15 protein-coding genes are annotated in these 23,463 nt (G+C 71.9%); 6 read left to right on the top strand and 9 right to left on the bottom strand.

The window, feature by feature from the left end; genetic code table 11:
• Nucleotides 1-7 precede the first annotated feature (7 nt).
• Nucleotides 8-550, bottom strand: coding sequence for an SMI1/KNR4 family protein (locus tag ACNF49_RS26020; protein ID WP_482945309.1), 543 nt, complete (start codon nucleotides 548-550; stop codon nucleotides 8-10).
• 64 nt (nucleotides 551-614) lie between these two features.
• On the opposite strand from ACNF49_RS26020, the gene catA reads away from it, so the two are divergent.
• A complete protein-coding gene (gene catA, locus ACNF49_RS26015; RefSeq protein WP_482945308.1) occupies nucleotides 615-1,283 on the top strand; it encodes a type A chloramphenicol O-acetyltransferase in 669 nt (222 codons plus the stop codon).
• Nucleotides 1,284-1,424: 141 nt separating this feature from the next.
• Here catA and ACNF49_RS26010 read toward each other — a convergent pair whose 3' ends face one another.
• Entirely contained in the window at nucleotides 1,425-3,032 is a 1,608-nt protein-coding gene (locus ACNF49_RS26010; RefSeq protein ID WP_482945307.1) for a PucR family transcriptional regulator, read from the bottom strand.
• Between the two features lie 215 nt (nucleotides 3,033-3,247).
• On the opposite strand from ACNF49_RS26010, the gene ACNF49_RS26005 reads away from it, so the two are divergent.
• The 5 genes from ACNF49_RS26005 (at nucleotide 3,248) to ACNF49_RS25985 (ending at nucleotide 7,445) form a co-directional block, all read left to right on the top strand.
• Entirely contained in the window at nucleotides 3,248-4,357 is a 1,110-nt protein-coding gene (locus ACNF49_RS26005; protein ID WP_482945306.1) for a serine hydrolase domain-containing protein, read from the top strand.
• A 126-nt stretch (nucleotides 4,358-4,483) separates the two neighbouring features.
• Nucleotides 4,484-5,038, top strand: coding sequence for a hypothetical protein (locus tag ACNF49_RS26000; RefSeq protein ID WP_482945305.1), 555 nt, complete (start codon nucleotides 4,484-4,486; stop codon nucleotides 5,036-5,038).
• A gap of 128 nt (nucleotides 5,039-5,166) precedes the next feature.
• Nucleotides 5,167-5,856 (top strand): DUF4097 family beta strand repeat-containing protein, encoded by a 690-nt coding sequence (locus ACNF49_RS25995; protein WP_482945304.1) that lies wholly within the window; start codon nucleotides 5,167-5,169, stop codon nucleotides 5,854-5,856.
• 393 nt (nucleotides 5,857-6,249) lie between these two features.
• A complete protein-coding gene (locus ACNF49_RS25990; protein WP_482945303.1) occupies nucleotides 6,250-7,071 on the top strand; it encodes a hypothetical protein in 822 nt (273 codons plus the stop codon).
• On the top strand, nucleotides 7,068-7,445 hold the full coding sequence (locus ACNF49_RS25985; protein ID WP_357982425.1) for a GntR family transcriptional regulator: 378 nt from the start codon (nucleotides 7,068-7,070) through the stop codon (nucleotides 7,443-7,445). Before ACNF49_RS25990 ends, ACNF49_RS25985 begins: the two co-directional genes overlap by 4 nt.
• Before the next feature lie 38 nt (nucleotides 7,446-7,483).
• Here the strand turns inward: ACNF49_RS25985 and ACNF49_RS25980 are convergent, their stop codons facing one another.
• From ACNF49_RS25980 to ACNF49_RS25950, 7 genes are all read right to left on the bottom strand, one after another.
• Nucleotides 7,484-8,095 carry a hypothetical protein gene (locus ACNF49_RS25980; protein WP_482945302.1) on the bottom strand — a complete coding sequence of 204 codons (612 nt, stop codon included), beginning with the start codon at nucleotides 8,093-8,095 and terminating at the stop codon, nucleotides 7,484-7,486.
• Nucleotides 8,096-8,183: 88 nt separating this feature from the next.
• Nucleotides 8,184-9,512 (bottom strand): hypothetical protein, encoded by a 1,329-nt coding sequence (locus tag ACNF49_RS25975; protein WP_482945301.1) that lies wholly within the window; start codon nucleotides 9,510-9,512, stop codon nucleotides 8,184-8,186.
• 3 nt (nucleotides 9,513-9,515) lie between these two features.
• Complete coding sequence (locus ACNF49_RS25970; protein ID WP_482945300.1) at nucleotides 9,516-10,514, bottom strand: hypothetical protein; 999 nt, start codon at nucleotides 10,512-10,514, stop codon at nucleotides 9,516-9,518.
• Nucleotides 10,515-10,886: 372 nt separating this feature from the next.
• Nucleotides 10,887-12,128 (bottom strand): MFS transporter, encoded by a 1,242-nt coding sequence (locus ACNF49_RS25965; RefSeq protein ID WP_482945299.1) that lies wholly within the window; start codon nucleotides 12,126-12,128, stop codon nucleotides 10,887-10,889.
• Complete coding sequence (locus ACNF49_RS25960) at nucleotides 12,121-13,503, bottom strand: hypothetical protein (RefSeq protein WP_482945298.1); 1,383 nt, start codon at nucleotides 13,501-13,503, stop codon at nucleotides 12,121-12,123. Before ACNF49_RS25960 ends, ACNF49_RS25965 begins: the two co-directional genes overlap by 8 nt.
• Nucleotides 13,503-18,419: a non-ribosomal peptide synthetase gene (locus ACNF49_RS25955; protein WP_482945297.1), complete on the bottom strand. Its 4,917-nt coding sequence runs from the start codon at nucleotides 18,417-18,419 to the stop codon at nucleotides 13,503-13,505. Before ACNF49_RS25955 ends, ACNF49_RS25960 begins: the two co-directional genes overlap by 1 nt.
• The gene (locus ACNF49_RS25950) at nucleotides 18,403-23,457 is read right to left on the bottom strand and encodes an SDR family NAD(P)-dependent oxidoreductase (protein ID WP_482945296.1); all 5,055 of its coding nucleotides are present in this window, start codon (nucleotides 23,455-23,457) and stop codon (nucleotides 18,403-18,405) included. Before ACNF49_RS25950 ends, ACNF49_RS25955 begins: the two co-directional genes overlap by 17 nt.
• Nucleotides 23,458-23,463 lie beyond the last annotated feature (6 nt).

The raw sequence follows: 23,463 nt of genomic DNA, 5'->3' as shown, positions 1-23,463 counted from the left end.
TCGGAAGCTACTGGGCTCTCATCAGGTCCCAGAAGGATCTGTGACGGTCGGCGCCCGGCAGCCAGGGCGCGAGGAACCAGGCCTCCCACTCGCCGTCGGCGGTCCTGACGTGGGGGTTGAGGAGGAACTCGCCGTCGTCCCCGTAGCCGACCAGCAGGGTGTCGCGCACGTACTCCTCCCTCAGGTTGATGCAGTCCTGCTCGGCCCCGTAGACGAAGTAGAGCGCGTCGGGGACGCTCCATGAGACCGGTTCGCCGGGCGACGGCCACAGCCCGGCGACCTCGGGCTCGAGGTCACGGAACCAGCCGACCCTCGCGGCCGGCAGCACGGTGTGGCCGAGCTCGTCGTCGCCCCAGCCGTCGGCGAACAGCAGGAACTGCCGGTAGCTCGGCGGCAGGGCCGTGCCCAGCCGGTCTTCGAGCCGGCCGACCTCCGCCTCACTGGCCGGGGGGTGCAGGCCGTTGCCCGGCGCGGGCGGCGGGCCGTCGGGGGCCTGAGGGGTCAGGCCCTTCACCGCGAAGAGGCCGGACCAGCCGTACTGGGTGCTCATGGCAGGTGACCGTATCCGTCGCGGCCGACATTCCGTCCGGCCCGGCGGTTGGGATGATGTACGCATGGACACCCCCACCCCGATCGACATCGATGCCTGGCCGCGCCGGCAGCACTTCGAGCACTACCGCCGGGCCGTCCCGTGCACGTACTCGATGACGGTGGAGATCGACGTCACCGCGTTCGCCGCGGCGCTCAGCCGGTCGCGGCGCAAGTCCTACCTGGCGCAGGTCTGGGCGATCGCCACGGTCGTCAACCGGCACGACGAGTTCAGGATGTGCCTCACCGCCTCGGGCGAGCCGGCCGTCTGGCCCGTCGTGCACCCGGCCTTCACGGTCTTCAACCCCGAACGCGAGACGTTCGCGTGCGTGTGGGCGCCCTACGACCCCGACTTCGGCGCCTTCCACGACGTCGCCGCTCCCCTGCTCGCCGAGCACGCCCGCGCCACCGAGTTCTTCCCGCAGGGGTCGCCGCCGTCCAACGCGTTCGACGTGTCGAGCCTGCCGTGGACGTCCTTCACCGGGTTCAACCTCAACATCGGCGGCGACTGGGACCACCTCGCCCCCATCTTCACCCTCGGCCGGTACACCGAGCGCGACGGCCGGGTGCTGCTCCCCCTCGCACTCCAGGTGCACCACGCCGCCGCGGACGGGTTCCACTCCGCCCGGCTCGTGAACGAGCTCCAGACCCTCGTCGCGGACCCGTCCTGGGTCGACCGGAGCCCGGCCTCCTGAACCCGCGCTGACCTCCGTCGCCGCCACCGGCGCCGTCTCGGTGGATGCGCTGCACGGTGCGCGGCCCGAGCACGTTCCGCCCCCGCTGGCCGCGTTCCCGCTCACCGAGCCGGCGTCCGTCGGCTCAGAGCGCGACGGGCGTCACCAGCCGACCTGGGCTCCCAGGCGGAGGCGCAGCCACAGCACCAGGCGTTCGTCCGGGTCGGCGAGGTCGAAGCCGAAGATCTCCTCCGCGCGCGCGAGCCGGTACCGGATCGTGTTCGGGTGCACGGACAGGCGATGGGAGGCGGCCGCGATGTCGCCGTTGGCGTCGAGGTAGGCGAGGATCGTGGAGGCGTACGTGGTGCCGTGGTCGAGGTCGTGGGCCCGCACCGCCGGCCCGAGCGCGCGCGGCAGCGCCTCGTGCGAGGCCAGGATGCGGGCCAGCGCCGACAGCGTCGCCCCCGCCCACACCTCGTCGATCGTGGCCACCTGGCACGGCCCCGGAGCACCCGGCCGGTCGGCGAGCGCGCGGAGCACGAGGTCGGCGTCGGCGCGCGAGCTCGCCACCGACCGCAACCCCTGGACGAGCGAGCCCACCCCGGCCTGGACGGGCACGCGCAGCGCGCCGTGGGCCCGGCGGGCGATGTCGGCGACCAGTTCGCGGTGGGCGTTCGGCGAAGGGCCGCTCGGGAGCAGGGCGTAGACCGTCCCGTCGATCAGCGCGCAGCCGTGCCGGCCGTAGTGGGTCTCGCAGTGCAGGCTCACCAGGTCGGCGAGCCGGGTGGCCGCGTGCGCGGCGAGCACCTCCTCGGCCTCGTCCGGGACGACGGCGAACGCGGCCACCGCGACGGGCAGGCCCGGATCGAGCCCGAGCTGGGGGGCCACCGCGGTGACGCTGCTCGGGTCGGCGAGCAGCCGCCGCAACAGGTCGGCCCGCCTGCGCCGCACGGCGTCGTCCGCGGTGCGGGCCGCGAGCAGGTGCAGCGAGACGATGTCGGCCACGTCGGAGAGCGCCTGCTCGGCGGCGGAGTCGAGGGAGTCGCCGGCGTCGACGACCCAGATCGAGCCCAGCTCCTCGCTCCCCGCGCGGACCGCGACGCCGAGCCGCGGCAGCCCGCCGGGGATGGCCGGGAACCGGCAGGTCCGCACCACCTGGGCGATCGTGCGGTACTGCGCGTCGTAGTCGGGGCCGTCCGGCACCTGGAGGCCGAGGATGCCCTGGCGGCGGCCCTCGTCGATGGCCTGGCCGGGCAGCGTCGAGTAGGCGAGGATGCGCCGGTTCCGGTCTTCGATCACGGTGGCGCCGCCCGCCATCGCGGCGATGGCGTTGGCCAGGGCGAACAGGTCGCCGAGCGCGGGGGCGCCGGTGGCGTGCGCGAACCGGGTGGTGGAGGCGAGGGCCGAGGAGATCATGGCGTCGAGGTGGTGCCAGGCGACGGCCTCGTCGGCGGCCAGCAGCACGACGCCCGACCGCTGGGCGGCCGCCGCCAGCTCGGCCACGGGCTCGCCGAAGCTCTTGACCACCAGGCAGGCGTACCCTGCCTCGGCCGCCGCGCCGACCAGCTCCCGCGCCCGCGGCTCGGACGTGCCCAGCCCGACGGCGAGCAGGACGGCGCCCCTGACGGGCGAGAGCGGGGCGCGCCGCTCGAAGACGAGCACCCCCGAGACCGGCACCGGCCGCTCCGGCAGCGGGGTCAGCGGCCGCAGCAGCGACGGCCCCAGGGCGTCGAGGACCTGTCCGAGCTCGGATACGCCGGTTTCGAGCATCCTCACCTCTTTGGCCAGACGCACAAGACATTCGCGAAATCCCTGGAGGGAGACCGCATGCACCCGCTCGGCACGGACGCGACGCTGTCTGCATGCGCACACCGGCAGGCGCGCCGCGGTCGGCCCCAGCGACTGTACCGGTCCCCGCCGGGGCGGGCGCAACCGCTGTTCACGTCCGGTCGGACCGTGGGCGAGACGAGTGTGAAGGGGAGATCATGCGAGCTGGGACGAGTGCCGTCGCGGCCCTGGCGGTCACCGCCGCCCTGGTGACCGCGCCCGCGGCGGCGGCCGCGCCGCAGTGTGACACCGGACCCATCCGGACGGCCCTGGAGTCGCTGAAGGACGTCGGCGCGCCGGGGATCGTCGTGACGGTCAAGAGCCCGGGCTGCGGCCTCTGGAGCGGAGGCGTCGGCGTGGCCGACCGCAGGACGGGCCGCAAGGTCACCGGCGACGAGCACAGCCGGATCGGCAGCGACACCAAGGCGTGGACCGCCACCGTCGTGCTCCAGCTCGTCGGCGAGGGCCGGATCCGGCTGGACGACACCGTCGACCGCTACCTGCCGGGCCTCGTCCGCACCAGACGCTACGACGGGCGCAGGATCACGATCAGACAGCTCCTGCAGCACACCAGCGGCCTGCCCGAGTACCTGGAGGCGCCGTTCTGGGCCGACGAGGAGGCGCACCGCTGGGACCACATCGAGCCCCTGCGCACGGTCCGGCAGGCGCTCGCCCTGCCACCGCCCGACAGGACCCCTGACGGCTTCGCCTACGCCAACACCAACTACAACCTGGCCGGGCTGATCGTCGCCAAGGTCACCGGCCGCGACATCGGCACCGAGATCGACCGGCGGATCATCAAACGCCTCGGGCTGCGCGGCACCTCCTGGCCCGGCGACCGCACCACGATCGCCGAGCCCGACCTGCGCAGCTACGTCAAGCGCGGCGGGTCCCTGGTGGACCGGACCGAATGGAACACCACCGAGGCCGACGCCTCCGGCGAGCTGATCTCCACCGGCGCCGACGCGACCGCCTTCTGGACCGCGCTGGTGACCGGCAGGCTGCTGGCCCCGGCCCAGCTCGCCGAGATGAAGCGGACCATTCCCGACGACGCCGGCCAGGGCTACGGCCTGGGCGTCGAGCGCTACCAGCTCATTCCGGGACAGGACGCCTGGGGGCACGCGGGCAGCATGGCGGGCGGCCACACGTTCAGGAACGCCGTCACCGACGACGGCGAGCGCGCCGTGACCCTCCTGATCGGCACGGACGACTTCGACTCCGACCGCGTCGACGCCGTCATCGGCACCCTCATCCGCGACCTCCGCTGACCTCTCCCGGACGGCCGGTCACGTTGACCGGATGACCGGTGCGGCGGACCGGTCTCCCCCAGGTGGGGGAGACCGCTCACCCGCCCAGGTGATCTTCCGGGAGCACGGCCCGGACACAGTGGAAGCATGCCGATCAAACTCCTGCGCACGGCTCCCGCCACGAGCGACACCGAGCGGCATGTCCCGCGCTGGGCGCTACGTGCGGCCTACGCGCTTCCGCTGCTGGTGCTGCCCTCCTGCCTGTGGCGGCTGCCGTTCGTGCTCGATTTCGAGATGGGCCAGATCCACGCCACGGACATGCCGGCGCTGTGGATCAGAATTCCGTACATCCTCGGGCTCAGTACGCTGTCGGAGCTGGCGGCGTTGCTGAGCATCGGCCTGGTACGCCGGTGGGGGGAGGTCGTCCCGGCCTGGGTCCCTCTTCTCGGGGGCCGGCTCATCCCGCCGCTGGCCGCGCTGGTTCCCGCGACGGCCGGGGGTGTGATCCTGTCGGTGCTGCCGGTGCAGACGGTGCTCCAGTGGATGGGGGCCGTTGACGAGATCGCCTACGAGAACGTCTGGTGGGAGATTCTGGCCAAGGTGTGCATCAGCCCGCTCAACCTGTGGGGGCCCACGGTGCTCGCCCTGACCTTCGCGTATTACCTGCGCCGGTGCCGTCCTGGCCTGAAGGTGGCCGCCTGACGGCGTGGCGGCGACTGCCTCACGACTCCCGCGGACGGACGGTGTCGTCCGCGGTGAGGGTTCTCCCGGGGACCTGTCGGGGGCATCCCTGATGCAGGGCGAGGGGATGGCCGGACAGGATTGACGGCATGAAGATCACTGCGATCACGGGCGGCCTGCTGGCCTCCGCGGTGCTCCTGACCGGGTGCGGCCTGGACGCCATCGGCAAACCGAAGAACGAGGAGACCAGCACGTACCAGGTCAAGGAGAAGGTGCAGCGGCTTCACCTCAGAAGCGGCAGCGGGAACGTGACCGTCACCGAGTCGGACGCGCCTTCCGTCCGCGTGACCGAGAGGCTCTACTGGAGCAGCGACAAGCCGCAGGCGGCACACAAGGTGGAGGGCGGCACGCTGTCCGTCTCCTACGACTGCGAGAAGTCGTGGGGCACCTGCGGGGTCGAGTACCAGGTGGAGATCCCCAAGGGGATGCCGGTCAACCTGGACACCGGCTCGGGCGATCTGACGCTGAGGTCGCTCACCGGCCCTCTGGACCTGGAGGCCGGCTCCGGCGACATCAAGGGTGAGGGCCTGGGCGGCAAGAAGCTCCTGGTCAAGGGGGGATCCGGCAAGGTCACCCTGAGGTACGCGGCCGCGCCGGAAAACGTCGAGCTGTCGGTCGGCTCGGGCGACGTCGTGCTCACCGTCCCCGACGAGACCTTCGACGTGAAGGCCCGCACGACCTCCGGTGACGCCAACGTCTCGGTCAAGAAGGACAGCTCCTCGCCGCGCAAGATGTCGCTGACCACGGGGTCCGGAGACGTCACCGTCTCCGCCGGGTGACCGGCGCCCCCCGCGCACGTCCCGGTCGCCCGCCGCGCGGGCGTTCCCGTGTTCCGGCCCGCAGGACGGGACGCGCCCGTCGCCGTCCCCGTCGGCCGGTGCCGGGGGGCGGACGCCGGGCGCGAAACGGCGGATCGCAGCGGCCGCCCAGGCTGCCAGATCTTCGACGTCCGGGAGTGTCCTGAACGCGGCCCGATGGCAGCGACGTAGCTACCAGGAGTGCTGATGGCGCTCCCACGGGCTGCACTCCCTTGGCGAACTCGGGCCCGCCTCCTGAGGCGGTCGCCGCAGAGCCGGGCTTGCAGCCGCGGACAACGAGCGTCCCGGGCGTTGACTTTGTCGCAAGATATGACGCACCATGTTGCTACAAAGCTTGCGACAAAAGGAGGAAGCATGACGAACGCTTCCATGTCCGACGCCGGACCGCCGTCGGCCGACATCCGGTGCGCCGAGACCTGGCTGCGGCGGCACGGCCTGAACGACGGCCCGCCGACGCCACTGCTGGCCACGCGCCTGGCGGTGCGGCGGCGAGTGCGGCTGCTGGGCAGCGTCCTTCTGGCCGTGCTGATCGTCGCGGCCTCCCTGGCGCAGGTCGCCGCCCTGCCAGGAGCCTCCGGCGGGTCCGGGCCGAACCGGCTGGTGCCGATGCTGGCGCTGAGCGGGTCGATCGCCGCGCTGCTGCTGACCCAGGTGCTGCTGGACGCCTGGGTGCGGCGCGTCGACCGGCGCGCCGGGGCGGCACTGCCGCGACGGGTGACCCATCCGGTGCAGCTCGGCTGGGCCGCCCTGCTCGGACGGCCCTACGCCGTCATGGCGGGCGCCGCCTTCGCCTGCGCGTTCGCGCTGGGGGCGAGCGCGCTGGTCGTCACCGAGGGCACCGCACGGCACGCCGCCGTCGTGCTGCTGGTCGCCGTGACCGGAGTCGCCCTCGGCGCCGTCCTGCAACTGCGGGAGATGCTGGCCCGGCCCGTCGTGGCCGAGGACGAGGTCTCGCTGACGGCCGATGTCGTCATGCGCATCGAGGACGCGCGCGAGAGCTCCGCGCCGGCTGTTCTGTGGTCGCTGCCGGTGGTGCTGCTGTCCGGGTTCGCGCCCGGGTGGTGGAGCGCCGCCTCGGTGGGTTTCCTGGTGCTGGGGATGCTCGCCCTGGTCGCCGTCCATGTCAGAGCGCCGTCGTACGCGGCCACGGCGCGGCGCGCGGTGGGCCTGCGATGATCGTCATCGATGCGGGCTCACCGGTCCCGCCGTTCGAGCAGTTGCGGGCCCAGCTCGCCCGGCAGATCCAGAACCGCACGCTGGCCGTGGGCGCCCGGCTGCCGACCATCCGCCACATGGCGGCCGACCTCGGCCTGGCCGTCAACACGGTCGGCCGGGCCTACCGGGAGCTGGAGGAGGCGGGGCTGATCGAGACGCGCGGGCGGGCGGGCTCGTTCGTGTCGGCCGCCGGCGAGGAAGGCCGGGAACGGGCCCGCCGGGCCGCCGCCGACTACGCCGCCGTGATCGCCAGCGTCGGCCTCGACGCCACCGAAGCGCTCCGCATCGTACAGGCGGCTCTGACCTCCGGCGCGGTGGCGCCGGCCTCGTCATGACCGCGATCCGCCGCCGCCCCGACGCCTCCTCGGCGGACCTAGCCGAAGTCGACCTCCTTGTAGTTGCCCGCCTTGCGCTTGGTGAACAGGTAGGTGCCGCCGGCGGGCACGTTGCGCTCCTCGACGACCCCGGCGTCGTTGAGCTCGGCCAGCGCCTGCAGCTGCTTGGCGGTGTCGCCGCTCTGGGTGCCGAACCCGACGGGCAGGAACGGATGGCGCCAGCCCTGCTGGGAGGCGGCGTCGGTCACGGTCTCGCCCTCGCGCTGCGCGGGCCGGAAGCTGTAGGGGATCTTGTGGTGGTCGAGGACCACCTTGCAGAAGTCGCAGACGGGCGCGCAGCACTTCAGGTACTTGATGGACGACAGGTTCTTCTCGCCCACCGCGGCCAGGATGCACATCTCGGCGTGGTTGCTGACGTTGTCGCAGAACGCGCCGGCGATGCACACCAGCCGGCCGCTGTTGAGACCCCGGGACTCGATCTCGCCGACGATGGCGGCCGGGCCCTCCCCCGTGACGCCGCCGAGGCCGTTGGACTTGGTGAACCACAGGTTGTCGTCGACGATGGCGAGCGTGTAGTTGGTGGCCTTGCCGAACTTCTTGCCGGCGATCCAGTCGACCAGGGAGTCGATGTCGGACTTCTGCAGCGTCATGAGGCCCCTCCTCGTCGTGGCTGTCCACCCGGGTCGGAGGACGTACGGGCGCGGAAAATACCCCCGGATCCGCGACGGTCTCCCCCAGTCAGAGCGTCAGGTTGATCGCGGCTCCCCGAGCGTGATTCACGACCCCGTCCTCGGACGAGATGGCGTGCCGGACGGAGCAGCCCGCGCTCATGCCGTCCACGACGTAGGGGCCGAGCACGTACGAGATCGGCCTGCGGATGACAGCCCCGGTCGAGGCGTCGTAGAAGTCCATCTCCAAGTCATCCGCCTGCACATGTTCCTGGACGATGTGCGTCCCGTCCGACATGACCCGTCTTACTGCGTCCGTCCACACGTCCGCGGGCGTGGCTCTGCCCACGAGCACCCCCTGACCCGCGCACGACGTCGCGGGCTTGACCACCAGATGGGCCTGGAAGCGGGTGAGGAGTTCCTCGGGTCCGGCCTTGGTGCCCATGAATTCGAGCGGAGTCCCGTCCAGCACCCGTGTCCACGGGATGTGCTCACGCACGAAGGCCCTGTCGTCCACGTCGAGCTGGTCGCAGTTGGCGCTCAGCCAGGCCAGCACCAGCTTGCTCGACAGCGAGAGCCCGGAGTCGGGGACGAGCCAGACCATGTTCCGGTGGGCCTCCCTGAGGTCCTTCCACGCGATGTCGAAGCCGAGGTCCAGCCATTCCTCGGGCAGGAAGTGCTTCAGGACGATGCCGCCGCTCCTGGCCACCTCGCGGCCGCGCGCCGCGCTGAAGAACTCGGGCTCCACGTACTCGCTCTCGAAACCGGCAGAAGCCATGAAATCCGCTTCGGACTGCAGGTACCTCACTGACCCCACGTCCGGCTCGCGTACCGTTCCGACGATGAGAATGCGCCTTTCGAGCCGCAGTTCGGCACACAGGCGCCCATACAGCCGCGCGCGAGCGGCGAACGGCTCGCGCAGCTCGGAGTCGCCGACCTTCGGCACGCACCCGTAGAGCTCCTCGTAGACGGGGAGAAGCGCGTTCGTGGTGATGGGGCTGCTGTTGGCGGCGCCGAAGTTGGCCTCCAGGAAGACGGGGGTGCCGTTGCGGAGCAGCGCGTCCGGCCGGGCGTTGCAGCTGGACAGGGCCCTCTCGAGTGCGGGGTCCAGCGCGCCGAGGAAGGGCTGCTGGCGTGGTTCCATCCCGCAGAGCTTCGCCAGTTCCCGCGGGTTCCCGGTCAGGGCCCAGCAGTAGCGGTGGATCACGTTCACCAGGCGGCGGGCCGCCCAGGCCAGCCGCTCGCGCACCTCGGGCGCCAACTCGACGGGCCGCAGGGCGGTCAGGCCGTCCGACGAGGCGAACCTGAGCCCGGCGAGCCTGGTGTTGATCAGGTCGGCGGCCGCTGCGGCCGCGGCCGGCGGCAGGGCCTGATGGGTTGCGTCCCAGACGTCGAGCATCGCTCAGCTCTCCTCTGCGGCCCAGACGGAGTTCATCAGACCCCCCGAGACCGCGTTGACGATTGATCTGTCCCTGTCCGGCACGATCCGGGCCAGCATGCCGCCCAGCCGCAGGCCGAAGAGCATCGGGCTGAACACCGCCGTCCCGTGGAGCATGGTCGGCGTGGCGTCGGCCTCGTACAGGACGGGCAGTTCCACCGGGTCGGGGCGGCAGAACTCCTGCGCCACATAGGTCTTCGACCGTTCGGCGTGTGACAGCGCACGTTCCCACTCCTCCGGAGTGACATCGCGGCCCATCACGACGCCGGCGGCCCCGTACCTGTTCGACGGCTTGAGCACGAACCGGTGCTGTTCCTGCCGCAACAGCGTCAGCAGGTCGTGCGAACGGCCTGCCCAGCGGACGGAGGAGTCGCGGACCTCACGGGTCCACGGCAGGTGGCGCGCCACGAACTCACCGTCCCGCGCGGACAGGCGCTGCTCGTCGGCGTCCGTGCTCAGCCAGGCCAGCGCGAGCTTGGACGCGAAGAGCGACCCTGCCTCGGGCGACAGGACGAGGACGCGGTCGGCGGCCAGGGCCTCGCGCACCGGCGACAGGTCCAGGCCCTCTTCCTCCGCGTCCGCGGTGACGAACATACGCAGCACCGTGCCGACGGGACCGCGGTGGGAGTGCAGCCGGCCGGCATGGGCCGCGAACTGTCCCGGGAGCGCGAAATACGCGTCCAGCCCTGCTCTGTTCAGGTCGTCGAGGACGTCGGCGAAGTACTCCTCCGCCCCGAACCCCTTCTCGGCCCAGCCCATGACCGCGACCGGCCCTGGATCGCCGTGGAAGGCCGCGGACGCCGCCGCCACCGCCCGGCTGCGCGGCGGCAACGGCTCCAGCACCTCGGCGCGCGGCAGGAGTCCGGCGGTCTCGGCGTTGCCGAGCAGGTGCCGCCGGTAGAGCCGGTTGAGCGCCGCCACCTGTTCCGGCCCCGCGATGGCGGAGTTGATGTTGAACTCCACGAATCTGGGTGTGCCCGAACTGATCACGATGTCGGGACGTACCGAGTCTGCCGCGAACCTGTTCTGCCACTCGCTCTCCGTGAGCAGGGACTCCGCGGGGCGCTCATAGCGCAGCAGCCTCTCCAGTTCGGCGACGCCGCCGGCTCTGGCCTCGCACGTCCTGATGAGCAGCCGTACGAACCGCGCGGTGATCTGCGCCAGGTGCGTGACCTCCGCCGCGGGCAGGTACAGGGGGCGAAGGGGGGATCGGCGCGGCAGGGTGCCGATACGGACCGATCTTCATGACCTCCTCGACGCGGTCGGCGAGCCACCGCCCCCAGGAGCCGCCGTCCCGGCTGTCCAGCAGGTACGCGTCCAGTTTCGCTGCGACCATCACACCTTCTCCGGCTGTTGGGCGTCGAGCATGGCCCGACGGGCGAGGACTGCGGGAAGCAGCACCAGAGCCACGGCGCTCAGCCCGCCCATGGACAACAGGCCGATCGCCGGACCCCCGGCCTGGCTGACCAGTCCGGCGACGGCCGGGCCCAGCGGCAGCAGCCCCCACGCCACGGTGCGGTAGGCGGCGTTGCTGCGTCCGAGGACCGAGGACGGCAGGCTGCGCTGCCGGTAGGAGACCGTCACCACGTTCCACACGATGACGGCGATGCTGTAACCGGTGATCGCCACGGAACAACCGAGAAACGTGCGGAAGAAGAAGGGCAGCACCAGGCTGACCGACGCGAGCACACGGGCGAAGACGATCAGCGCGGCGCGCGACATCCGCGACACGAGGGCCGGCATGCAGGCGGCGGCCAGCACGCCGCCGACGGAGCCGATCGAGTAGACGAGGCCGAACTCGAAGCTGGTGAGGTGCACCGGTCCTGGACCGAGCGCGAAGAGGCTGAGCATGGCCTGCCAGCCGGCGAAGGAGACCGCACCGAACCCCGTCATGACCAGGAAGACCCGCAACAGCGGCTCGGACCAGACCGTGCGCACGCCTTTGAGGAACTCTGCCCGCAGCCGGCCGTGCGATGTGGTGTCGGGACGGAGGGGTGGCAACCGCAGGCCGAGCAGGCTCGCGACGAGATAGCACGCGGCGGCTCCGGTCAGCGCGACAGCCGGGCCGACACCCGCGATCAGACCGCCGAGAGCCGGACCGGCCATGCCGTGCAGGGACTCCGCGAGCAGCGTCTGGCGCGAGTTCGCCTTCTCCAGCGCTTCGCGCTGCACCAGCCTCGGCAGGGCGGTCTGCGCGGCGATGTCGTAGTACACCTCGCAGACGCCGATCAGCCCGGCGGCGACGATGACCAAGGCGAGCGGCAGGTGATCCAGGACGAGCAGGCCGGCGAGCACAACCATGATCGCGCAGCGGACGGCGTTGGCGCTGATCATCAGCACCCGTAACGGACTCCGGTCGGCGTGCACGCCGACCGGGGTCGCGAGCAGGGACCATGGCAGGGTCCTGGCCAGCGCCACGGCGCCCAGGGCGATCGGCGAGTGCGTCAGCGAGACCGTGACGATGGGCAGCAGGACGAGGCTGACGCCGTCGGCGACATTCGCGAACCCGAACGCGACCAGCAGCCGGGACAGCCAGGAGCCGCCGGCCCGCGACGGCTCCACGGCCGTGTCACTCACCGGCCGCCACGACGCATCCGAATGACAACCCGTCCCGGCTCCTGACCAGCCGGCCCGCGTCGTTGACCCCGGGCTGCTTGGTGTAGCAGCCGCCGCTGCGCTCCATGACCTGGAAGGGGCCGAGGAGCACGGGCGCGAGAACGTCGCGGATCTCCTCGCGCTCCAGGTCCCAGTAGGTCAGCGGCCAAGGGTCGGGATCGACGGCCTCCTGCACGACGTAGTCGCCCGCCCGTACGGCCTCCTTCACCACGCGCTCCCATTCGCCTGCCGGAGTACGGTCTCCGAGGACCACTCCGCGCGAGCCGAAGGCGTTGCTCGGCTTGAGCACGGCCCGCTCCCGATGGTTGGCGGTCCATTCGGCGACGTCCACGACCTCTCCGCCGCGGCGGGCGGGCTCCTCCGCGAGCCTCGCCGTCCAGGGCACGAAGTCGAGGAGACGCTCCTGGTCCGGCGGCAGGTCGGTCCGCTGGAACAGGTCGGCGACGAGAACCTTGCTGGTGAACAGCGCGGCGGGCTGGCCTCCGAAGAGGGCCACGCCGCTGCGTTCGAGCGCGGCCAGCTTGTCGGCGTGCTCGAGGACCACCCGCTCGGAGGCCATGAAGTACTTGACGGCGGCAGGGTAGGTGGTGCCCCGCCAGTGCAGGGCGTCGTCGCCGACCTCTGCCTCGTCGAAGGGGACGAAGTCGCAGCTCAGCCCGTTCGCCGAGTGGTGGGCCGCCTCAAGCTCGAAGGCCCGCAGCGAGCCCTCGTCCCCGTCCCGCGCGAACCCCAGCAGGGCCAGCCTGGCCGTGCCGGGCGGCAGGTGGTCCTTGACCCAGGCCAGCCGCGCGGCGAACACCGACTGCGTCGTGATGCCGTGCGCGCGGCGCGTGTCGATCCCCGGAGCCGATTCCATCAGGGCGCGGGTCAGGACCGGCGTGGACGTGGCGCCGTTGAGGCACGCCCCGAAGTTGAACTCCAGAAACCGCGGACGGCCGTCCTCGACCAGCACGTCCGCGCGCGAGCAGCCGAGCACCCGGTTCAGCGGCTGGCGGCCGGGCAGGAACCAGCGCGCCTCCGGGGGCACCCCGACGTGATCGGCGAGCCGGTTCAGGTCTTCCCCCGCGACATGCGTGGCCTGCGCCACCACCAGCCGTTCCAACTGGCCCGTCAGCGTGTCCAGCAGCCGCCCGGCGGCGGCCTCGATCACGAACGGCTGCAGGGGGACCAGGCCGGTGTGCTGCCAGATGCCCAGCTCGCGGCAGGACTCCTCGATGTCCCGCGCGAGCTTGCGCAGGTCGTCGGCGGGCAGGGCGTGGATCCGCCGTCTCCAGTCGTCGTGCGCCTGGCAGGGGCGCAGCGGAGAGGGCGAGTGGTGAGGTGGTGAATGTTCCATCAAGGTCGCCGATCGGTGCTCGAGTGGTTGTTGTTTCCTTGTTCCACGCGCAGGCGGGCCGTGCGGGCCACGCGTTGCCGCACGCGAGTGTGATCGTAGGACGGCACGCCCTCGCGCTGCGCGTCGAAACCGGCAGCCAGGGCCCGCACCGTGCGTGTCTCGTAGACCAGGTGCGCCGGGAGCGGGGCCGCGAGCATCTGGGACGCCCGCGCCGAGACGGTCAGGATGGACAGGGAATGCGCCCCGAGTTCGAACAGGTCCGCCTCGACGTCCAGACTCTCCAGGGCCAGGACGTCCTGCCACAGTTCGAGCAGAACGTCCTCGGTACGCGTCGTCGGCCCGCCGCGCGCGCTGTGCATGGCGGCGGCCATGCTCCTGAGCGCCTCGAAGTCCGTCTTCCCCTGGGGCGTCGCCGGCACCGCGGCCACCGAGAGGATGCGTGCGGGCACCATGTAGTCGGGAACCCTGCCGGCCACGAACTGTCGCAGCGCGGCACCGTCGAGGCCGGCGGGTTCGACCGCCGCGCAGAGCAGCGGGCCGTTCGCGGTCCTGACGTCGAAGGCGACCGCCTGCCGTACGTCCGGATGCTGGCGGAGCACGCTCTCCACGTCGCTCGGTTCGAGCCTGAAGCCCCTGACCTTGAGCTGGCGGTCGAGCCTGCCCAGGTAGTCGAAGTCGCCCGACGGCAGCAGCCGGGCCCCGTCACCCGTGCGATATCCACGGCGGCCGTACTCCTGGGGCAGCGAGATGAAACGCGCAGAGGTCAGTGTCTCGTCCCCGACATACCCGTCGGCGAGCCCGCTCCCCGTGACGATGAGCTCGCCGGGCATCCCCGGCGCCACCGGGTGCAGCCCGTCGGCCAGGACCACCGCACCTGAGCCGTCACGAGGCGGGCCGATGGGCAGCTTCCGCTCGTACCCGTGGGCCGGGTCGTACCGGTAGCAGCACGAGTAGACCGTGTTCTCGGTCGGACCATAGCCGTTGACCAGGCTCTCCGGCGGCACGGACGCCGCCGCCCGCCTGAAGTGCTGAGCCGGCACGGCCTCACCGCCGACGACGAGATGCCGCATGAGCTTCAGCTTGGGCAGACCCGCGGAGAGCAACTGGGCGAACAACGTCGTGGCGATGAAGCCCACGGTGATCTCGTGGTCGAGCAGCGCGCGGCCCAGCGCCTCCGGGGTGGCGAGCTCCTGCTCGGTGGGAGCGACGAGGGTGGCGCCGTTCGCCAGCGCGCCCCACAGCTCCCACGCGGCGGGGTCGAAGGACGAGTTGGTCACCAGCATCAGACGGTCGTGCTCGTCGATGGGCAACGTACGTCGTCCCAGCACGAGAGCGCAGATGGCGGCCTGCGACACCTGCACGAGCTTGGCCGGACCGGTGCTGCCCGACGTCGGCATGATGTACGCCGGCGCGTCGTCGGAGCGTGCGCGGCCGGGATCGGCGGCTCCGGCGGGAGAACCCGGCGCGATGTCGTCGACGATGACGACCTCACAACCGTCGAGATCCAGGTCGCGCGCCAGCGCGGCGGACGTGACGCACATCCGGATCCCGTTGTTGCGGACCAGCGCGGGCAGCCGCGTCGTCGCGTGCTCCGGCGTCAACGGCAGGTACGCGTGCCTGGCCAGGAGACAGGCGAGAAACGTCGCGACCAGGTCCGGGCTCTTGGCGAGCACCACGGCGATCCCCGGAGTCGGCGGGACCGGCTGCAGCGTCACGGCGATGTCCTGCGCTCGCTGCCAGAGTTCGGCGTAGGTCGTCGCCCGGCCGTCATGTTCGACCGCCGTCTTCCCGGGCCGCCGGCCGACCCAGCCTGCGACCGCCTCGACCAGGCTCCGCGTGCCCGTCGGCTCGGCGCTCTGTGCCGATGCGAGCACCAGGGCGCGTTCCGCCGGGGTCAGGTAGGGCAGGGCGTCGATGGGCTCGTCGGGCTCTTCCAGGGCCGATCGCAGGAACGCGGACAAGGCGTCGGCGAAGGTCCTCACCGCACCGTCCAGGCAGGCACTGGAGTCGCCCACCACCGTGACCTCCCAGCCGGCCGCCGTACCGGGCGCACGGCGCACGAACACGGTCAGGTCGTACATCGTGTTCGTGGGATACCGCTCGGCACAAGGGAGGAATCGGATCTCGCCGGTGTCGACCGGCTCCGGCGTCACCTCTTCCACCAGGACGATCCCGGGCGATCCATTCTGGGTGCGGCCCGGCAGCGTATGCAGGATCTCCTCGTAGCCGAGCGTGGCGTGATCAAGCGCTTCGGCGGTCGTCGCCGCCACCTGCTCCACGTAGGACCTGAACGTCAGCTGTTTCAGGCCGGACAGGGGAAGCTCGTCGTTGATCGGCAGCAGGGTCACGTACAGTCCCATCCCGTCCACCGCGCCTGCTTCCTCGCGCCGTGACCGGGCCAGGCACACGGTGTTGGCCGGGGTGCCGGCCCGCAGCCGGGACAGGGCCTTGAGCCCCGACAGGAACACGGTCATCGGTGTCGCGCCCGTCGTGCGCGACAGCTCCCTGAGGCCGGTGAGCGCCTCGGCCGCGATGGTGAAGGAGAAGGACTCCTGGCGTACGGGCCGGCTCTGCGTGACGTCGGCGTCGAATCGGCCGGGAAGCGCGGAACGCGTCAGGTCGGCGGCCGACAGCCGCTCCCGCCAATACGCCTCCGTCTCGGCCCGCGCCTGCCCGCCGCCGTCCCGGCCGGGTCGCAGGACCGCCGGACCTGGCACCTCTTCGCGCGGCAGGCTGCCGTCGTAGGCGCGGGCCAGCTCTGACTGGAGAATGGCCGCCGACTCGCCGTCGAAGACGGTGTGATCGGCGGCGAACGCGAAGACGGCCGTGTCGGGGCCCTGGAGCAGTTCCGCCGCCCAGCACTCCGTCCTGAGGTCGAAGCGACGCTCGCCGAGCCGCGCGACCCGCAGGCTCGCCGACTCGCGGCTCTCGACCCGGCGAAGCGAGAGAGCGCCGCACGCCGCCTCGGCGACCCGCTGCCCGAGCCGACCGGTGTCGTCCATGAAGAACGTGGTGCGCAGCGACGCGTGACGTGCCACCACCACCGAGAGGGCCTCCGCGAAGCGAGCGCCGTCGACCGGGCCCTCGATCTCCATGGTGAAGAGCACGGTGGTCAGCGACGACGACGGATGCAGCTCACGCCAGGCCCACACACCCGCCTGCTCCATCGTGGCCGGGTGCTCGCCCGAGACGCGTTCGGACGGTGTGCCGGCCGAGGCCCGCACGGGCTCGGCCAGGAGTGCGCGGATAGTCCTGCGTCGCAGGATCGCCCCGCCGGTGACGGGAACGCCCATGCTCCGCAGCCGCGTGGCCAGCTGCACCGCGTCGGTGGACGTGCCGCCGAGCCGCTGGAACTCGTCGTCGACGCCGATCCGGTCCACGTCGAGCTGTTCGGCCCACACCGCGGCCACCTGCCTGGCCTCCGGTGTCTCCGGCGGCGTGTACGGCAGATCGGCGGGACGGGTTCCGACCAGCGAAGAGAGCGCCGCGACATCGACCTTGCCGTTCGCGGACAGCGGCCATGCGGAGACGACGAGCACCCGGCTGGGCGACAGATGCCGCGGCAGCCGCTCGCTGACGAATGCGAGCAGCGCGGCCTCGTCGACGGGTCCCGAGGCTTCCACGGCGCAGACGAGCCTGTGCTTGCCGCCGGCGGTCTCCGTCGTGAAGGCCACGGCACGCCGGACGAGCGGGTGCTCCGTCATCGCGAGTTCGGTCTCGGCAGGCTCGACGCGGAACCCGTCGATCTTGACCTGCTGATCACGGCGGCCCACGAACTCCAGCAGGCCCTGCTCGGCCAGCCTGCCGTAGTCGCCCGTCCGATACGTTCTCATCCCGTGCAGCACGGTGAAGCCGCCTTGGTCGGCTCCCAGGTAGCCCCGGGCGACCGCGGCTCCTGACACGACGATCTCGCCGATCTCCCCCGGGGCGACCTCCGCCCCGCTCTCGTCGAGCAGCCGGACGACGGTGCCGGCGACCGGCCGTCCGATGGGCACGCGCCGGTGGGAGCCGGACCGCTCGACCAGGTGGAGCGTCGCCGTGACGGTCGTCTCCGTGGGGCCGTAGCCGTTCACGATCCGCAGCCGGGGCTGGGTGTCGAGCAGGCGGCCCAGCAGCCGCCGGGGAATCGGCTCCACACCCACCAGCATTCTCTCCAGCGCCGCCGGCTGCCGCTCGGCCTCCGCGACCAGGCCGGTCAACAGGGCCGGTGGCACATAGGCGCTGTGCACGCGTTCGCGGACCAGGAATCTCCACAGTTCCCCCGCGTCGAGGACGGCCGTCTCGGGCGGCACCACGAGGGTGCCCCCGTAGGCAAGGGCCGAGAAGACCTCCCACATGGACACGTCGAAACTCAGCGGAGCCAGCAGTGAGCCTCTGAAGCCTTCGTCGCACGGAGCCAGGTCGTGGAAGGAGGCCAGCATGTTGAGCAGGCTGTCCTCGTCGACGAGTACGCCCTTGGGCCGGCCCGTGGATCCCGAGGTGAACATCGCGTACACGAGTGCGGCGCCGGAGTCGGCGTCCGGTGCGGCGGCGCGGGGCTTGGGGGCCACCTGAGGGCAGGGGATCAACCGACCCTGATCCGCGTCCAGGACCACTGGGCTGCCGAGTTCTTGCAGCATGAGATCGCGCCGGCGGGCGGACAGCGAAGGGTCGATCCTGCAGAAACCGGCGCCCGCCGCCAGAACCCCGATCATGGAGACGACCGTGGTGCCGTGCTGTCCGCCGAGGATGCCCAGCAGATCGCCGGGGCGGATCCCCGCGGTCGCGAGCCGGTCCGCCAGAGCGTGGGCATCGCGTTCGAGTTCGCGGTACGTCCAGGAGCGGGCCGGCGTGACCAGCGCCTGCGCGGCCGGCCGGGTTCGCGAGTGGTCGAGGATCGTTTCCAGCAGCCTCTGCCGCCTACGGGGAGTGTTCACAGGGGATCCCTCGCTGTCTGCTCGCCTTCGTCGCCGACGGGGAGGTCAGCCGTGCTGCGAGACGTTCACCGGTGGACGCGACGTTGCGGGGAACCGTTCCGCCGGGCCCCGCCGCCGCGAAAGTGTTGAGATATCGCGTCATGTCCTCCAGGACGGTCACGATGGTCGTCTCCCGATACGACCCGCGGTCGAAGAGGGCCCGGATCCGGAGTTCGCCGTCTGCCACCTGGAACTCCACGGCGAGGGGAAACTTCGCCGTGGCAGGCGGCCGGAGGTCGAGCGGCTCCAGCAGCGCGTCACCGTCCTGGCCGTCGAACATGGTCGCGATGACGCTGAAGGCCGCGGAACGCGCGTCCGGGTGGCGTTGCACGACCGGAAGTACGTCCAGGAACGGGATGTCGGCGTTGCCCATCGCGTCCACCAGCCGTTGCCGCGTCTCCGCCAGGTTCTCCCCGAACGAGATCCGCTGCCGCGACCTCAGCCGGAGCAGCACCGGGTCCACCAGCAGCCCGACGATGCTCTCATGCTGCGGAAGCGGGCGCTTGGAGACGTTGGTGGCGATCACCACCTCGTCGGTGCGGCACCAGCGGCACAGTGCGGCGGCGAGTGCGGACAGGGCGGCGGCGAACAGCGTCGCCCCTTCGATCGCGAGAATCTCCTGAAGGCCGACCAGGGCGGCCGGCCGCACGGAACGGGTGACCTGGCCGACGCCGTCCCGTGTGTCGTCGTCCCCCTCGTCGGCGGGCGGCAGGGTGGGGACGGCCGCACGAAGGGTCTCGCGCCAGAAGCCCAGCTGCCGCGCATGGTCACCGCTGCGGCGGAACGCCTGTTCCCAGGCGACGTAGTCACCGTAGTCGCCCGCGGCGGGGGTGCCGTGCCCGCCTGAGAGCCGCGCCGAGAGTGATCCGGCGATGAGATCGGTGGACCATGCGTCGACGGAGATGTGGTGGCAGACGAAGACGACTCGCCAGCGTTCGCCGTCGCCCCGGAGCAGGACCCGGGTCGAGGCCGCCGCCAGGTCGAACGGCCGGGAGACGAACTCCTGGACGAGATCGCCCGGCTCGCCGTCCGCCACGTGCACGGTGACGGGCACGGCGGACACCGGGATCGTGGTTCGCCGGGTGATGCCCGCCCGGTCGGTGCGGAAGGCCGCGCGAAGCGAGGCATGCTCGTCCAGGACGGCCTCCACGGCCGCCCGCAGGTCCTGCTCCGAGACCGTCCGGTGCACCGTCCAGCCGAACGGCACGTTGTAGGCGTCGGTGCCGCCGCCGAGCTGGTTCTCGTAGAACAGGCGCTCCTGCATCGTGGACAGAGCGCCGCGGTCGAGGTCGGCGCCCGACGGCCCGCCGGAGCCCGGCGTGGGCTGCGCGGCCGTCAGCAGGGCGCTGGCCTGCCGGGGCGTACGGCAGGCCACGAGCTGCGCCAGCGTGACCTCCTCCCGCAGACGCGGACGCAGCCGGGCCGCGAGCCGCATCATCTGCAAAGAGTCCATCCCGATGGCGAGGAAGGTCTCATCGGCCGTCACGCCGGCGTGCCCGGTGACAGCCCGGGTCGCGGCCAGCGTCGCCTCGAGCGCATCAGAGTGGTCCGGGCCGCCGTCGTGCTCGACGAGACTGCTCGCCACGGCGAGCAGGTCCCGGCGGATGGTCCGGAGACGGTCCTCGACCCGCTCGGTGGCCGGCGCGACCACGCTCGACCGCGTGCACAGGCTGGCCTGCAGCAGCCGCGCTCCTTCCTCCCTGCTCAGCCCGCGAGCGCTCGGCCGGCCGTCGTGCGACCAGCCATCCCACTGGATCGAGATCCACGGGCGGGCCGTCCGGGCGGTCTCCACCTGGGCCAGCGCGTCCAGGAAGGCGTTCGCGCTGACGTACGGGGCGAAGGCGCGAGCGCCGGTGACCACGGACAGGGACGAGTACATGGCCACGAAGTCGTGGTCGACGTGCACGAGTTCATCGGCGAGGTACCGGGCGCCGAGCACCTTCGCCTCGACGGTGGCCAGGGCGGCCTCGGCGGACACCGTGGCCAGGTCCTGGAAACTCTCCCTGTGCGTGTCCCCCGCCAGGTGGAAGATGCCGTCGATGCGGCCTTCGCCGTCGGCGACCTCCTTGAGCAGCCGCTTGAGGTCCTCTCGGTCCGTGCAGTCCGCCGTGACCCACTCGACGCGTGAGCCGGACTCCTGGATGCGCCGTTCGGCGGCCACCACGGCCGGCGCCTTGGGCGCGCGCGCACTCCGCCCCGCCAGCACGACACGCGCCCGGGTCTGCTCGCAGATCGCCTCGGCGAGGCCGATCCCGAGGTTTCCCGTGCCGCCGAGCACGAGATACGTGCCGCCACGGCGCAGCAGACTCGGATTCACGGCCTGCACGGACCGGAAGGTGCGTTGATACGCCGATCTCCCGCGCCAGGCCCGGTCCTCCTGGTGGCGAGCCGCCAGGTGCCGGAGGATCCGGTCGGCCTCGGCCTGGACGCTCGCCCCGCCGTGCGGGTCCAGGTCGAGAATCGACGACTGGAGGCCGAGGATCTCATGAGGGGCGCATCTGGCCACTCCGAGCAGGCCGCAGGCGTACGGATCGGGCAGTTCGCCGGGCAGCACCGCGAAGGCGCCCCGGGTGACCAGCACGAGGGCAGAGGTGTCGGCGCGTAGCGCTCGCGCGGGGTCGAGCAGCGTGTCCCGCAGCCACGAGGACAAGGCGAAGTCCTCCCGCTCCGCGGGATCCGCCTGCACCACGACCACCGCGTTTCCCGACGTGTCCCGTCCGGTGACGTCGATCGCGGCGACGTGGTCCCGCAGGGCCCGCGCGAGCGGGCCGTCGCCGACCACCCGCACCTCCGCCGGTATGAGGGGGCGGTCCGCTCGGGTCTCCGGTCTCGGCACCCAATGCGCCTCCTCCAGGACACAGCGGCCGAACCTGGCACGGGGCGCGTCGTCCTCGTCGAGGTCGTGCACCCAGTACGACTGCCGTTCGAAGGGGTAGGCGGGCAGGACGGCGATCGCCCCTTCCGCCGACCCGTTCACCGCGTCCCAGTCGACGTCGTGCCCGGCGACCCACAAGGTCGCGACGTCCGCGAGCAACCCCGGCAGGCAGCCGCCGGGATGCGACATGGTGGCCGTCAGCGTGAGTTCCCCGGTCGTCTCCGCACCGCTGCCGAGGTCGAGGACGTAGCCCTCGCCGTAGGGCTGATCCGCGACGCGGGCGGCGGCCGTGCCCGGCGTGCCGAGGACGGCGTCCACGCATCGATCGAGGTCGATGTCACCGCGAAGCAGCAGCGGCAGCGGGTCACCCGGCAGACCGCGGAAGGAGGTGACGTGGATGCCGAACGACTCCAGCAGCCTGGCGAAGGCGAGGCCGATCCCGAGGCGTGCGACGGCCCGCAGCCGGGGGGTGTCCGCGTCGCGTGTCATGGCGTCCGGGGCGACCCGCGCGGCCTCGGCGACCTTCTCCCAGGCCGCGCGGGCGACCGGGTAGCGGTCGAGGAGCTCGCCGAAGTCCCGTCGCAGAGGTTCTCCCATCGCCGGAAGGGCCACGGTGAGCTCTCCGCGCACCTGGTCAGGTGCGCCGGACACACGCAGGTTCACGCCGCCGTCCTGGACGATCACCGACCGCCAGGGGTGGTGACGCCTCCCCCGAGCGAGCGTGTGCAGCACGTCGAGGTCGGGACCGGCGGCGCCGATGTGATCGAGAACGCGTCTCTCCAGCGGCGGGAGTGCCGACGCCTTGGGTGCTGACAGGGGAAGAGCCGCCGGTGCACCGGCGGCCGGCCGCCGCACCGGCCTCGTGGCGGGCGCCTGCTCGACGACGACGTGGGCGTTCGTCCCGCCGACACCGAACGAGCTGACGCCCGCGCGGCGAACGGCGGCGGTCCACGGCCGGGCGTTGACCGGGAACGTGAAGGCGGACGTGTGCGCGGGAAAGTCGGGGGGCGGCGCGACGAAGTTCCGTAGCGGCGGCTGGACCCCTCGCTGCACGCACAACGCGGCCTTGATCAGGCCGACGATGCCTGCCGCCCGGTCGAGGTGACCGAAGTTGGCCTTCAGCGACCCGATCGCGCAGAACCCGGTCGCGCGGGTGAGCGCGCCGAAGGCGTCCTGAGCCGCGGCCAGCTCGATGGCGTCGCCCAGCCGGGTGCCGGTGCCATGGGTCTCCAGATAGCCGATGCTCTCGGCCGGCACCTGTGCTCGCGCCATGGCCGTGAGCAGGGCGTCGGCCTGTCCCCGGCGGCTGGGGGCGAGAAAGCTGGACTTGCCGGCTCCGTCGTTGTTGACCGCCGACGCGCGGATGACGGCGTGGATGATCCGGCGCTGCTCCCAGGCGTCCTGGAGCCGCTGCAGGACGACGACACCCGCGCCGTTGCCGGGAACCGCGCCGTTGGCGGCAACGTCGAAGGGCCGGCAGACGCCGTCGGGTGCGGAGATCATTCCTTCTTCGAAGACGTACCCGTTCTCCAGGTCCAGGTTGACCGTCACGCCGCCGGCGAGGGCGACGTCGACGTTGCCCGCCAGCAGGCTCTCGACGGCGAGGTGCACGGCGACGAGCGAAGAGGAACAGCCGGTCTGCACGTTGATCGCTTCGCCCTGCAGGTTCAGCAGGTAACTGACGCGAGTGGCCAGGAAGTCGGGCTCGTTGCTGGTCAGCACCTGGTAGCGGGCGGCCTCGGACCCGGCGGGCCGCACCCGGTAGCTGCTGGGCGCCGCGGCGGCGTACACGCCGGCCAGCAGGTCGGGGTCGGGTGCCACTCCGGCCTGGTCGAGCGCCTGCCAGCACAGTTCGAGGAAGACGCGGTGCTGGGGATCGAGGATCTCCGCCTCCGCGGGGCTCAGTCCGAACGCCGCGGCGTCGAAGAGGTCGACGTCGGGAAGCAGTCCGGCTGTGGTGACCCGCGACGGTTGCCCCGCCGCGGGCGCCCATGACGTCGTCGCCTCCCCACCGGCCTCACAGACGGCCCAGAAGGACTCGAGATCCGGCGCCGACGGGGCTCTCACCGCCATGCCGACGATGGCCACACTGTTCGGAGGAAAGCTGGAAAGAATGGGATCCATGATGTC

This window comes from Actinomadura sp. ATCC 39365 (genome assembly GCF_054392275.1).
This window is presented reverse-complemented; position numbering and strand designations above follow the sequence as displayed.

Excerpts from the sequence above, each read along its gene's own strand:
- ACNF49_RS25950 (WP_482945296.1), bottom strand. The coding sequence starts at position 23,457 with ATGGATCCCATTCTTTCCAGCTTTCCTCCGAACAGTGTGGCCATCGTC.
- ACNF49_RS26010 (WP_482945307.1), bottom strand. The coding sequence starts at position 3,032 with ATGCTCGAAACCGGCGTATCCGAGCTCGGACAGGTCCTCGACGCCCTG.
- ACNF49_RS26020 (WP_482945309.1), bottom strand. The coding sequence starts at position 550 with ATGAGCACCCAGTACGGCTGGTCCGGCCTCTTCGCGGTGAAGGGCCTG.
- ACNF49_RS25990 (WP_482945303.1), top strand. The coding sequence starts at position 6,250 with ATGACGAACGCTTCCATGTCCGACGCCGGACCGCCGTCGGCCGACATC.
- ACNF49_RS25975 (WP_482945301.1), bottom strand. The coding sequence starts at position 9,512 with ATGCTCGACGTCTGGGACGCAACCCATCAGGCCCTGCCGCCGGCCGCG.
- ACNF49_RS26005 (WP_482945306.1), top strand. The coding sequence starts at position 3,248 with ATGCGAGCTGGGACGAGTGCCGTCGCGGCCCTGGCGGTCACCGCCGCC.
- ACNF49_RS25995 (WP_482945304.1), top strand. The coding sequence starts at position 5,167 with ATGAAGATCACTGCGATCACGGGCGGCCTGCTGGCCTCCGCGGTGCTC.
- ACNF49_RS25985 (WP_357982425.1), top strand. The coding sequence starts at position 7,068 with ATGATCGTCATCGATGCGGGCTCACCGGTCCCGCCGTTCGAGCAGTTG.
- catA (WP_482945308.1), top strand. The coding sequence starts at position 615 with ATGGACACCCCCACCCCGATCGACATCGATGCCTGGCCGCGCCGGCAG.
- ACNF49_RS25980 (WP_482945302.1), bottom strand. The coding sequence starts at position 8,095 with ATGACGCTGCAGAAGTCCGACATCGACTCCCTGGTCGACTGGATCGCC.
- ACNF49_RS25960 (WP_482945298.1), bottom strand. The coding sequence starts at position 13,503 with ATGGAACATTCACCACCTCACCACTCGCCCTCTCCGCTGCGCCCCTGC.
- ACNF49_RS26000 (WP_482945305.1), top strand. The coding sequence starts at position 4,484 with ATGCCGATCAAACTCCTGCGCACGGCTCCCGCCACGAGCGACACCGAG.